The following is a 12,236-nucleotide window of genomic DNA, read 5'->3' on the forward strand; positions in this document are numbered from 1 at the left end:
GCACACCACTGGCCGGGCCGCTATTAGCGACGCAGGCCCAGGCGACCGATCAGGGCGCTGTAGCGAGTAACGTCTTTGCCCTTCAGGTAGTCCAGCAGCTTACGACGCTGGTTAACCATACGGATCAGGCCACGACGGGAGTGGTGGTCTTTGCCGTTGGCCTTGAAGTGACCTTGCAGCTTGTTGATGTTGTGGGTCAGCAGTGCAACTTGCACTTCTGGCGAACCAGTATCACCAACGGCTTGCTGGTAGTCGGCAACGATTTGAGCTTTGTCTTCAACGCTAAGAGCCATGAGGCATCTCCAGTACTAGGGAAACCGCGAGCGGTTTCCAACAGGCCAGGGTAATACCCTGTATTAATAATAGGAGGTGCGACCGTGCCTGTTAACAGCCGTCCTCGACCAGCCACCGCGCAAAACCGCGCGGCAACCGGGATCGGTCATTCCGACCGAATCAAACGACGTGGCGCAATGCGCCCGTCTTCGCTCACTTCACCGATACCGATGAAGCGACCATTGTGATCTTGCACCCGTACCATGCCGAATTTCGGCGCGTCCGGGGCTCTTACTGGCTGCCCGTTGAGCCAGTAGAAAGCGCTGGCCTCGGAGAAATGCAGCAGCGGCCAGTCAAGCAGGCCACTGTCGGACGGCATCAGGAACTGGTCCACCGCCTCGTTGCCACCTTCGGCATGCACCCGCTCCAGCTCTTCGAGCGTCACGGTCTGCGCGAGGGTAAAGGGCCCGGCGTGGGTACGGCGCAGTTCCGCGACGTAGGCACCACAGCCCAATTGCTCACCAATGTCTTCGACCAGGGTGCGGATATAGGTGCCTTTCGAGCAACCTACGGTCAGCCGCGCGCGGGTCTCTTCACAAGCCAGCAACTCCAACCGGTGAATAGTAACAGAACGCGGTTCGCGCTCCACTACTTCACCTGCACGTGCCAGCTTGTAAAGTGGCTGGCCATCACGCTTGAGCGCCGAGTACATCGGCGGTATCTGGCTGATTTGCCCACGAAAACCGGGCAATGCCGCTTCGATATCAGCGCGACCAACGGTCACTTCACGGGTTTGCAAAACCTCACCCTCGGCGTCGGCCGTGGTGGTGGTCTGGCCCATCTGCATCACCGTCTCGTAACCCTTGTCGGAATCGAGCAGGTATTGCGAGAACTTGGTGGCCTCGCCAAAGCACAACGGCAACACGCCGCTGGCCAGGGGGTCGAGGCTGCCGGTATGCCCGGCCTTCTCGGCGTTAAGCAACCAGCGCACTTTTTGCAAGGCGGCGTTGGAAGTAAACCCCAACGGCTTGTCCAGCAGGATAATGCCACTGACATCGCGACGGATACGCTTGACCTGAGCCACGGCTTACTCCTTGGTGTCAGGAGCGCTGGTGTCATCCTGGTGCTGGGTATCTTCGGCCACGGCACGCTCGATCAGGGCCGACAGATGAGCACCGCGGGTCACGCTTTCATCGTAATGGAAGTGCAATTGCGGCACGCTGCGCAGCTTCATTTCCTTGCCCAACTGCATGCGCAAGAAGCCTGCAGCAGAGTTGAGCACCTTGATGCTTTGCTTGATGTCTTCGGCAGTGTCCTGGCCCATGACGGTGATGTACACCTTGGCATGGCCCACGTCGCGGCTGACGTCGACGGCGGTGATAGTGACCAGGCCCACGCGGGGGTCTTTCACTTCACGACGAATGAGTTGCGCCAGCTCGCGTTGCATCTGGTCGCCGATGCGCTGGGTACGGCTGTATTCTTTTGCCATGATTTATTACCTGTAACTGAAGCGGCAAACGCCCGGTCAAGCTTGAGCCTGACCGGGCGTTGCGTTTAGGGTGCGGCGGTTTTGGCCGGGCGCACCCCTCAAGCTCGCGTGTTAAAGCGTACGAGCCACTTGGACCTTCTCGAAGACTTCGATCTTGTCACCGACTTTCACGTCGTTGTAGCTCTTCACGCCGATACCGCATTCCATGCCGGCACGTACTTCGGAAGCGTCATCCTTGAAGCGGCGCAGGGATTCCAGCTCGCCTTCGAAGATAACGATGTCTTCACGCAGTACACGGATTGGACGGTTACGGTGAACAACACCTTCAAGCACCATGCAACCTGCGATCGCACCAAACTTCGGCGAACGGAACACGTCGCGTACTTCGGCGATGCCCAGGATGTTCTCGCGAACGTCGCTGCCGAGCATACCGGTCAGGGCTTTCTTGACGTCTTCAATGATGTCGTAGATCACGTTGTAGTAACGCATATCCAGACCTTCCTGCTCGACGATCTTGCGCGCGCCAGCATCGGCACGCACGTTGAAGCCGAACAGTACTGCATTGGAGGCCAGTGCCAGGTTGGCGTCGGATTCGGTGATACCACCGACACCGCCACCGACCACGCGCACTTGCACTTCGTCGTTGCCCAGGCCGTTCAGAGCGCCTTGCAAAGCTTCCAACGAGCCACGTACGTCAGATTTGAGGACGATGTTAAGCGTCTTCTTCTCTTCCTGGCCCATGTTCTCGAAGATGTTTTCCAGCTTGCCGGCGTGAGCACGGGCCAGCTTGACTTCGCGGAACTTGCCTTGACGGAACAGAGCCACTTCACGGGCTTTCTTCTCGTCGGCAACCACGCTCATCTCGTCGCCAGCGTCTGGCGTACCGTCCAGGCCCAGGATCTCGACCGGAATGGCCGGGCCTGCTTCCTTGATCGGCTTGCCGTTCTCGTCGAGCATGGCGCGAACGCGGCCATAGTTCGAACCCACCAGCACCATGTCGCCTTGACGCAGCGTACCGTCTTGTACCAGCACGGTGGCCACTGGGCCACGGCCCTTGTCCAGACGCGATTCAACCACCACGCCACGGCCAGGTGCCGAAGGGGTTGCCTTCAGTTCCAGAACCTCGGCCTGCAGCAGAACGGCTTCCAGCAGCTCGTCGACGCCAGTACCCATCTTCGCCGAAACCGGGACGAATGGAGTGTCGCCGCCCCACTCTTCGCTGGTCACGCCGTGAACCGACAGTTCGCTACGGATGCGATCGAGATCAGCGCCCGGCTTGTCGATCTTGTTCACTGCAACCACCAGCGGAACGCCAGCAGCCTTGGCATGCTGAACAGCTTCGATGGTTTGCGGCATCACGCCGTCGTCGGCTGCAACCACCAGGATCACGATGTCGGTTGCCTTGGCACCACGAGCACGCATTGCGGTAAACGCAGCGTGGCCCGGGGTATCGAGGAACGTCACCATGCCACGGTCGGTTTCAACGTGGTACGCGCCGATGTGCTGGGTGATACCGCCGGCTTCGCCAGCAGCTACCTTGGCACGACGGATGTAGTCGAGCAGGGAAGTCTTACCGTGGTCAACGTGGCCCATTACGGTCACGACTGGCGCACGGGAGAACGCCTCGCCTTCGAACTTCAAGGACTCGGCCAGGGAATCTTCCAGGGCCGTGTCGCTGACCAGAGTCACTTTGTGGCCCAGTTCTTCAGCAACCAGTTGGGCAGTTTCCTGATCCAGTACCTGGTTGATGGTGGCCGGGGTACCCAGCTTGAACATGAACTTGATGACTTCGGCAGCCTTGACCGACATCTGCGCGGCCAGATCGCCGACAGTGATGGTCTCGCCGATCTGCACGTCACGCACGACAGGGCCGGTTGGGCTCTGGAAACCGTGGGCGTTGCGCTTTTTCAGCTTGGACTTGCCACGACCGCCACGACGGAAGCCATCGCTTTCTTCGTCGGTGGTACGCGGAGCCGAACGAGGGGCCGGGGCCTTCTCTTTTTCCTTGACCGACGCGCGGTGCGGGGCGTTCTTGCGATCGCCATCACGACGTGCGTCTTCGTTGCGCGGCTTGTCCGGGCGACGAGGTTCTTCTTTCTTGCGGTCAGCAGCTGGCGCAGGCGCAACGGCACCCAGCTCGACTTCGGCAGCGGCTACCGCTGCCACAGGGGCAGCCGGAGCTTGAGCGGCGGCCGCAGGAGCGGTGCCCGACTGCGGCTGACGACGGGCTTCTTCATCAGCACGCTTGCGTGCTTCTTCATCGGCCTTCTGACGGACTGCGTTTTCGGCTGCACGGCGCTCTTCGAGCTCGCGCTTCTGCTCGGCCTGGATTTCTTCCGGGCTGCGCTGAACGAATACTTTCTTCTTGCGTACTTCTACGCTGATGCTCTTGCTGCCAGCAACACGCAAGGTGCTGGTGGTCTTGCGCTGCAAGGTAATCTTGCGCGGTTCTTCCGCTTTAGCCTTGTGGCTGCTTTTCAAATGAGCCAGCAGAGCCTGCTTCTCATTATCGGTCACAACTTGTCCGGCGTCAGTGTGTGGCAGACCTGCCTCACGCATCTGCTGTAACAGGCGCTCTACCGGTGCGGCGACCTCTGTGGCCAGTTCTTTCACCGTGACTTGCGTCATGCACTTCTCTCCTCAGGCCGCGCCTACTTACTCGAACCAGTGGGCTCGGGCGGCCATGATCAACTTGCCGGCACGATCTTCGTCAATGCCGTCGATGTCGAGCAGATCGTCTATTGACTGCTCGGCCAGGTCTTCGCGGGTAATCACGCCGCGCACCGCCAGTTCCATCGCCAAATCCTTGTCCATACCCTCAAGCGAGAGCAGGTCTTCGGCCGGATGGGCGTCTGCCAGCTTTTCCTCTGTAGCGATGGCTTTGGTCAACAAACGATCCTTGGCTCGAGCGCGGAGCTCGTTGACGATATCTTCGTCAAAGCCGTCGATGTTGAGCATCTCTTCCAACGGTACGTAGGCAATCTCTTCCAGGCTGGTGAAGCCTTCATCAACCAGCACCTGAGCCAGTTCTTCGTCGACTTCCAGCTCGTCGATGAAGTTGCGCAGGATGTCGCCGGTCTCTGCCTGTTGCTTAGCCTGGATGTCCGATTCGGTCATCACGTTCAAGGTCCAGCCAGTCAACTGGCTGGCCAGACGCACGTTCTGACCTCCACGACCAATGGCCTGAGCCAGATTGTCTGCACCGACGGCGATGTCCATGGCATGGGCATCTTCATCAACGATGATTGCCGCCACTTCAGCCGGGGACATCGCGTTGATCACGAACTGCGCAGGGTTATCGTCCCAAAGAACGATGTCGACACGCTCACCGCCCAACTCCCCGGAAACTGCCTGGACGCGCGAACCGCGCATACCAATGCAAGCACCCTGGGGGTCGATGCGTTTGTCCTTGGAGCGAACCGCAATCTTGGCGCGCGAACCCGGGTCGCGGGACGCGGCCATGACTTCGATCAGGCCTTCAGCGATTTCCGGCACTTCGATGCGGAACAGTTCGATCAGCATCTCTGGCGCTGTACGCGACAGAATCAGCTGCGGACCGCGGTTCTCGGTGCGGATTTCCTTGAGCAGTGCACGAACACGTACACCCACTCGGAAAGTTTCGCGAGAAATGATGTCCTCGCGGGCCAACAGGGCTTCGGCGTTGTTGCCGAGGTCCACGATGACGTTGTCCCGGGTAACCTTTTTAACGGTACCGGAAATGATTTCACCCAGGCGCTCGCGGTAGGCATCTACCACTTGGGCACGTTCGGCTTCGCGAACCTTCTGCACGATCACCTGTTTGGCGGTCTGCGCAGCGATACGACCGAACTCGATGGAGTCGATCTTCTCTTCGATCACGTCACCGGCCACGGCGCCTGGCTTTTTAGCCTGGGCCTGGTCGACGGCCAACTCGATGGCCGGGTCGTCCAGGTCTTCGTCTTCAACCACAGCCCAACGGCGGAAGGTTTCGTAGCCACCGGTGTGACGGTTGATTTCCACACGCAGGTCGACTTCGTCTTCAAAACGCTTTTTGGTCGCAGTCGCGAGCGCTATTTCAAGCGCTTCAAAAATTACGCCTGCCGGTACACCCTTTTCATTGGATACCGACTCAACAACCAGCAGTACTTCTTTGCTCATCGTACGCCTCGCCTTTCGCAAGCCACTGGATCCGCGGGATCCGCAGTATCTGGCACGTCTCAGTCAAAACTGGGAATAATGTTGGCCTTGTCGATCAAATCGATCGGCAACAGGAACTCATGGTCTTCAACCTGCACCACGATGTCCTGCTCCTCCACCCCGCGGAGAAGGCCCTGAAAGTTGCGACGGCCCTCGAAGGGCGAGCGCAGCTTGATCTTCACTTGTTCCCCGACATGCGCGGCAAACTGTTCAAGAGTGAACAGCGGGCGTTCCATGCCAGGAGAAGAAACTTCAAGGGTGTATTCGGAGGCAATGGGATCTTCCACATCCAGAATACCGCTGATCTGGCGACTGACGATTGCGCAGTCGTCTACCAGAACACCGCCTTCCTTATCGATATAAACGCGCAACAGTGAGTGGCGACCTTGAGCCGAAAACTCGATACCCCAGCATTCATAGCCAAGGGCCACGACCACCGGGGCCAGCAAGGCCTGCAACTGTTCTAGCTTGCTCGACACCTGAACCCCCTCGTGCATGTTTGTGCATGCTGTGCGAATAAAAAAAAATGGGCGAAGCGCCCATCCCTGAAACGCCGTCGAAAGCGGCGCTATAAAGTGTCCAGCTAACAAAAAGCCCCTAACAAGGGGCTCTGCTAAAACTGGTTGCGGGAGCTGGATTTGAACCAACGACCTTCGGGTTATGAGCCCGACGAGCTACCAGACTGCTCCATCCCGCGACAAAGCTGGGGCAAAAGTATACGACTGATCCTTTGCGGGGTCAATCTAACCTCCACCGACAAGAAAGCCCGCTACTGCGGGCTCTCCTGATAATTGGTACCGAGAAGGGGACTCGAACCCCTACACCCTATGGGCACAACCACCTCAAGGTTGCGTGTCTACCAATTCCACCACCTCGGCAAAACTACATTTGAAACCCATGATTCCTGAGAATCATTTTTGCTCTTGAGCTGGAGGTACGTCAGTGGTATTCACGTCAGTCTTTTGCTCGTTAAGCACCGGAACATCATCTGTCGCCGGCTTTTGCTTTGGTGCTTCAATCACTGCTGGTGTTGGCAAACCTACTTGAGTCAGCTGGTGAGCTTTCTCTTTAGCAAAGTAACCTAACCCCAAGCTGGTTATGAAAAAACCTGCGGCAAGTATAGCAGTAAACTTACTAAGAAAGGTAGAGGAACCTTGGCTTCCGAACACAGTATTTGAAGCACCTGCTCCGAAAGACGCGCCAGCATCCGCACCTTTACCCTGCTGCAGCAAAACCAGAGCAACTACGCCCAGTGCACCCAGCAGATGAAACACGACTACGACTGTTTCCAGCATTTTCTCAGTTTCCCGCGGCGCGAATGATCGCACCGAACTCATCTGCATTCAGGGAAGCTCCACCAATGAGCCCCCCATCGATATCCGGCATGCCGAACAGTTCGGCCGCATTGGCCGCCTTCACGCTGCCGCCGTATAGAAGCTGCGCATTGAGCGCGACTTCTGCATTCTTTGCCGCGAGCTGTGCGCGAATGGCTGCGTGCACATCCTGCGCTTGCTGCGGCGTGGCCGTCAGCCCGGTACCGATCGCCCAAACTGGCTCGTAAGCGATAACCGCGTTGACGAAAGCTTCTACACCCAACGCCTCGATGACGCTGCCGAGCTGATGCCCGACCACTTCGAGGGTCTTGCCAGCCTCGCGCTCTGCCAGGGTTTCCCCTATGCACAACACCGGCTTCACACCGCAAGCCTGGGCTGCCTTGAACTTGCTGATGAGCATTTCGTCGGTCTCGCCCATGAGGCGACGCTCGGAATGGCCCACCAGCACCAGGGAGCAACCTGCATCAGCCAGTTGCGCCGGCGAGACTTCACCGGTCAACGCGCCTTGCTCGGCCTGCACCGCGCTATTCTGTGCACCCGTGGCGATCGACTTGCCTTGCAGGCCATCAATCACTTGATTGATGAACAGGCTTGGCGGGAAGACCGCGACATCGACACCGCCAGGCAGGGCCATGTTACGCAGCCCTTGGAGCAGCTCAGCAACGCTGGCGCGGGTACCGTGCATCTTCCAGTTACCAGCTACCATAGTGCGACGCATGCTCTACCTCGTCGGTCAAAGTGGGCGCAGATGTTACCCAACGCAACGATGGCTGGCAAGCCAAAATCAACCGCAAACTTCACTCACCAGTTTTGCCAGTTCGTCGGCGTAGCGCTTGACCACCATTTCGTCGTCGCCCTCCACCATCACCCGCACCAACGGCTCGGTGCCGGACTTGCGCAGCAGCACGCGACCGCGCCCCGCCATGGCCTCGGTGACGCGCGCGCACGCCTCCTTGACCGCCGGGTGCTCGACCGGGTTTACGTCGCCGCCGGCAAAACGGACATTCACCAGCACCTGAGGGCACTTGTGCAGGCCGTGGCGCGCGTGGGCCAATGTTTCGCCACGGCGCTTGAGGGCCAGCAGCACCTGCAGGGACGCGATGATCGCGTCACCCGTGGTGGCATGCTGGCAGCACACGATGTGCCCGGAGTTCTCGCCACCGAGCTTCCAGTCACGCTCTTGCAGCTGCGCCATCACGTAGCGGTCGCCAACATTGGCGCGAGTGAACGGTATCTTCAGCTCGTCCAAGGCCAGCTCCAGGCCCAGGTTGCTCATCAGGGTACCGACCACGCCGCCATCGAGTTTGCCGCGCTCGTGCAGGTCACGGGCGATGATGAACAGCAACTCGTCACCGTCGACGATGGCGCCGGTGTGGTCGACCATCAGTACGCGATCGCCGTCACCGTCGAAGGCGATGCCCATGTCGGCATGACCAATCAGCACAGCGGCCTGCAAAGCCTCCATGTGGGTGGAGCCGCAGTTGTCATTGATGTTCAGGCCGTCGGGCTGGGCCGACAGCACGGTCACTTCGGCGCCCAGCTCGCGGAACACATTGGGCGCGATCTTGTAGGTGGCACCGTGGGCGCAGTCGATCACCAGCTTGAGGCCGGCGAAGTCGGTGCTGGTGGGCACGCTGGCCTTGCAGAACTCGATGTAGCGACCGGCCGCGTCATTGATGCGCGACACCTTGCCCAGCTTGCTCGACTCGGCCACGGTCATGGGCGCGTCCAGCAGCTCTTCGATCATTTTCTCGATGGCGTCTGGCAGCTTGGTGCCCTGGCCCGAGAAGAACTTGATGCCGTTGTCATGGTGCGGGTTGTGCGAGGCACTGATGACGATGCCGGCTTCGGCGTGGAAAGTGCGCGTGAGGTAGGCAATGCCTGGCGTGGGCATCGGGCCCAGCAGCATCACGTCGGCACCGGCGGCAGACAGGCCGGCCTCCAGGGCCGACTCGAACATGTAGCCGGAGATGCGCGTGTCCTTGCCCACCAGGATGCGGCAAGCGCCCATGCGGCGGAACGCCATGCCGGCGGCCCAGCCCAGCTTGAGCATGAAATCAGGAGTGATCGGATACTCGCCGACACGACCACGGATACCGTCGGTACCAAAATACTTTCTAGTCATAACTACTCCATCATTCTTATTGGGCGGCGTTGACCGCTGCAATCATGCGAACCACATCGACCGTCTCGGCCACATCGTGGACGCGCAGGATCTTCGCGCCCTTGAACATCGCCAACGCTGCCAGTGCCAGGCTGCCGTACAGGCGCTCAGACACCGGCTTGCCCAAGGCCTGGCCGACGATGCTCTTGCGTGACACACCCACCAGCAGCGGGCAACCCAGGGCATCCAGGGCCTGCATATGCTTGAACAGGCTGAGGTTGTGCGCGTGGGTCTTGGCAAAACCGAAACCGGGGTCAAGGATGATGCGCTCGGCGGGGATACCCGCCGCCGCGCACACCTGCATGCGCTCGGCCAGGAACCCCGTCACCTCGCCGACCAGGTCGTCATAGTGGGGGTTGTCTTGCATATCACCCGGCTCGCCGAGCATGTGCATCAGGCACACCGGCAGGCCAGAGGCCGCCGCCGCGTCCAGGGCACCGTCGCGCTGCAGCGAACGCACGTCGTTGATCAGCCCGGCGCCCAGGCGCGCGCTCTCGCGCATTACCGCAGGCGTGGAGGTGTCCACCGAAATGATCACGTCGAGTTCGCGGCTGATGGCTTCGACCACCGGCGCCACGCGCTCCAGCTCTTCAAGCGGGGAAACCACCCTGGCACCGGGCCGAGTGGACTCGCCGCCGATATCGATCAGCGTGGCGCCGGCCGCGACCATCTCGGCCGCATGACGCAACGCGACGTCGACCTGGTTGAAGCGGCCGCCATCGGAAAAGGAATCGGGGGTGACATTGAGGATACCCATGACATGCGTCTGGGCCAAATCAAGAACCCGGTTGCCGCAAGGCAACCGGGTTGGGTACTGCTTTGATGTCATGACAAACCTTAAAGTTGAGCTGCGGGGCCGCCGATCGGGCTCTCTGGGCGATCACCCTGAGCTACGGGCGTGCCTGCAGAACCCGAACCGCCCGACCAATCGCGAGGTTCGCGAGGCGTACGGCCCGCCATGATGTCGTCGATCTGATCGGCATCGATGGTTTCATACTTCATCAGCGCGTCCGCCATGGCGTCGAGCTTGTCGCGGTTGTCGGTCAGGATCTGCTTGGCGGTGCCATAGCACTGGTCGATGATGCTGCGCACTTCGGAGTCGATCAGCTTGGCGGTTTCGCCGGAAACGCTGGCATTACCCGAACTGCCACCACGGCCCAGGAATACCTGGTCTTCGTCTTCTGCGTACAGCAACGGGCCGAGCTTCTCGGACAGGCCCCATTTGGTCACCATGTTGCGGGCGATCTGGCTGGCCCGCATGATGTCGTTGGAGGCACCGGTGGTAACGCCGTCAAAACCCAGGGTCATCTCTTCAGCGATACGGCCGCCGTACAGCGAGCAGATCTGGCTGATCAGCGCGCGCTTGGACAGGCTGTAGCGGTCCTCTTCCGGCAGGAACATGGTCACGCCCAACGCACGACCGCGCGGGATGATGGACACCTTGTAGACCGGATCGTGCTCGGGCACCACGCGACCGACGATGGCATGGCCAGCTTCGTGATACGCAGTGTTCTGCTTCTCTTTCTCGGACATGACCATGGTCTTGCGCTCAGCGCCCATCATGATCTTGTCTTTGGCCAGCTCGAATTCCTTCATCTCGACGATGCGCTTGCCATTGCGGGCAGCGAACAGCGAGGCTTCGTTGACCAGGTTGGCCAAGTCGGCACCGGAGAAACCCGGGGTACCACGGGCAATGACCGCCGGGTTGACGTCGTCACCCAATGGCGCTTTGCGCATGTGAACTTTAAGGATCTGCTCGCGACCACGAATGTCTGGCAGGCCGACCACCACCTGGCGGTCGAAACGGCCCGGGCGCAGCAACGCAGGGTCGAGCACGTCCGGGCGGTTGGTCGCGGCGATGACGATGATGCCGTCATTCATCTCGAAACCGTCCATCTCTACCAGCAACTGGTTGAGGGTTTGTTCGCGCTCGTCGTGACCACCACCCATGCCGCCGCCACGATGGCGACCCACGGCATCGATTTCGTCGATGAAGATGATGCACGGGGCGTGCTTCTTGGCCTGTTCGAACATGTCGCGCACACGGCTGGCGCCGACACCGACGAACATTTCCACGAAGTCGGAACCGGAAATGGTGAAGAACGGCACCTTGGCTTCGCCCGCGATGGCCTTGGCCAACAGGGTTTTACCGGTACCTGGCGGGCCAACCATCAGCACGCCGCGCGGAATTCGCCCACCCAGGCGCTGGAACTTGCCTGGGTCGCGCAGGAACTCGACCAGCTCGCCCACCTCTTCCTTGGCCTCGTCGCACCCGGCAACGTCAGCCAATGTCGTTTTCACCTGGTCTTCGGACAGCAGTCGCGCCTTGCTCTTGCCGAAGCTCATCGGCCCGCCCTTGCCGCCCGCCCCTCCCTGCATCTGGCGCATGAAGAACATGAACACCGCGATGATCACCAGGATCGGGAAGCTGGCCACCAATAGCTGGGTCCAGATGCTTTGCTGCTCAGGCTGCTTGCCTTCCACGGTAACGTGGTTGTCGACCAGGTCGCCGATCAGGCCGTTGTCGGCAATATTCGGACGGATGGTCTTGAAGCTGTCGCCATCGTTGCGCTTGCCGGTGATGACAGCGCCATCCACGGTAATTTTCTCGACCTTGCCATCCTTCACTTGCTGGATGAAGTCGGAATAGTTGAGGGTCTGAGGCTCATTGGGGCTTGAGAAGTTGTTCATCACTGTCACCAGGACAGCTGCGATGATCAACCACAGGATCAGATTCTTTGCCATATCGTTCAATTCGCTACCCTCTGAAGCCTGCTACCCGCAACCCGCGCAGGCGTGC

11 protein-coding genes and 2 tRNA genes are annotated in these 12,236 nt (G+C 59.9%); all 13 read right to left on the minus strand.

Features of this window, described 5'->3' with window-relative positions; genetic code table 11:
* Positions 1–23: 23 nt before the first annotated feature.
* Positions 24–293: a 30S ribosomal protein S15 gene (gene rpsO / locus L9B60_RS07540; RefSeq protein ID WP_043190760.1), complete on the minus strand. Its 270-nt coding sequence runs from the start codon at positions 291–293 to the stop codon at positions 24–26.
* 146 nt (positions 294–439) lie between these two features.
* A complete protein-coding gene (gene truB / locus L9B60_RS07545) occupies positions 440–1,357 on the minus strand; it encodes a tRNA pseudouridine(55) synthase TruB (protein WP_249677733.1) in 918 nt (305 codons plus the stop codon).
* A gap of 3 nt (positions 1,358–1,360) precedes the next feature.
* On the minus strand, positions 1,361–1,762 hold the full coding sequence (gene rbfA / locus L9B60_RS07550; RefSeq protein ID WP_249677736.1) for a 30S ribosome-binding factor RbfA: 402 nt from the start codon (positions 1,760–1,762) through the stop codon (positions 1,361–1,363).
* A gap of 111 nt (positions 1,763–1,873) precedes the next feature.
* Entirely contained in the window at positions 1,874–4,390 is a 2,517-nt protein-coding gene (infB, locus tag L9B60_RS07555) for a translation initiation factor IF-2 (protein WP_249677739.1), read from the minus strand.
* Between the two features lie 27 nt (positions 4,391–4,417).
* A complete protein-coding gene (gene nusA / locus L9B60_RS07560; protein ID WP_249677741.1) occupies positions 4,418–5,899 on the minus strand; it encodes a transcription termination factor NusA in 1,482 nt (493 codons plus the stop codon).
* A gap of 59 nt (positions 5,900–5,958) precedes the next feature.
* Positions 5,959–6,417, minus strand: coding sequence for a ribosome maturation factor RimP (gene rimP / locus L9B60_RS07565; protein ID WP_249677743.1), 459 nt, complete (start codon positions 6,415–6,417; stop codon positions 5,959–5,961).
* 141 nt (positions 6,418–6,558) lie between these two features.
* Positions 6,559–6,635: transfer RNA gene (locus L9B60_RS07570), tRNA-Met, on the minus strand.
* 95 nt (positions 6,636–6,730) lie between these two features.
* A tRNA-Leu gene (locus tag L9B60_RS07575) sits at positions 6,731–6,816 on the minus strand.
* A gap of 33 nt (positions 6,817–6,849) precedes the next feature.
* Complete coding sequence (gene secG, locus L9B60_RS07580) at positions 6,850–7,233, minus strand: preprotein translocase subunit SecG (protein ID WP_249677745.1); 384 nt, start codon at positions 7,231–7,233, stop codon at positions 6,850–6,852.
* Between the two features lie 4 nt (positions 7,234–7,237).
* Positions 7,238–7,990 (minus strand): triose-phosphate isomerase, encoded by a 753-nt coding sequence (gene tpiA / locus L9B60_RS07585; protein WP_249677747.1) that lies wholly within the window; start codon positions 7,988–7,990, stop codon positions 7,238–7,240.
* Between the two features lie 66 nt (positions 7,991–8,056).
* A complete protein-coding gene (gene glmM / locus L9B60_RS07590; protein WP_249677749.1) occupies positions 8,057–9,397 on the minus strand; it encodes a phosphoglucosamine mutase in 1,341 nt (446 codons plus the stop codon).
* 16 nt (positions 9,398–9,413) lie between these two features.
* Positions 9,414–10,265 carry a dihydropteroate synthase gene (gene folP, locus L9B60_RS07595; RefSeq protein ID WP_249677751.1) on the minus strand — a complete coding sequence of 284 codons (852 nt, stop codon included), beginning with the start codon at positions 10,263–10,265 and terminating at the stop codon, positions 9,414–9,416.
* A gap of 8 nt (positions 10,266–10,273) precedes the next feature.
* Positions 10,274–12,181: an ATP-dependent zinc metalloprotease FtsH gene (gene ftsH, locus L9B60_RS07600; protein WP_249677754.1), complete on the minus strand. Its 1,908-nt coding sequence runs from the start codon at positions 12,179–12,181 to the stop codon at positions 10,274–10,276.
* Positions 12,182–12,236 lie beyond the last annotated feature (55 nt).

This window comes from Pseudomonas abieticivorans (genome assembly GCF_023509015.1).
Classification (GTDB): domain Bacteria; phylum Pseudomonadota; class Gammaproteobacteria; order Pseudomonadales; family Pseudomonadaceae; genus Aquipseudomonas; species Aquipseudomonas abieticivorans.

Coding starts and splice junctions, on each gene's coding strand:
- ftsH (WP_249677754.1), bottom strand. CDS start 12,181: ATGGCAAAGAATCTGATCCTGTGGTTGATCATCGCAGCTGTCCTGGTG.
- infB (WP_249677739.1), bottom strand. CDS start 4,390: ATGACGCAAGTCACGGTGAAAGAACTGGCCACAGAGGTCGCCGCACCG.
- secG (WP_249677745.1), bottom strand. CDS start 7,233: ATGCTGGAAACAGTCGTAGTCGTGTTTCATCTGCTGGGTGCACTGGGC.
- glmM (WP_249677749.1), bottom strand. CDS start 9,397: ATGACTAGAAAGTATTTTGGTACCGACGGTATCCGTGGTCGTGTCGGC.
- folP (WP_249677751.1), bottom strand. CDS start 10,265: ATGACATCAAAGCAGTACCCAACCCGGTTGCCTTGCGGCAACCGGGTT.
- rbfA (WP_249677736.1), bottom strand. CDS start 1,762: ATGGCAAAAGAATACAGCCGTACCCAGCGCATCGGCGACCAGATGCAA.
- tpiA (WP_249677747.1), bottom strand. CDS start 7,990: ATGCGTCGCACTATGGTAGCTGGTAACTGGAAGATGCACGGTACCCGC.
- nusA (WP_249677741.1), bottom strand. CDS start 5,899: ATGAGCAAAGAAGTACTGCTGGTTGTTGAGTCGGTATCCAATGAAAAG.
- rpsO (WP_043190760.1), bottom strand. CDS start 293: ATGGCTCTTAGCGTTGAAGACAAAGCTCAAATCGTTGCCGACTACCAG.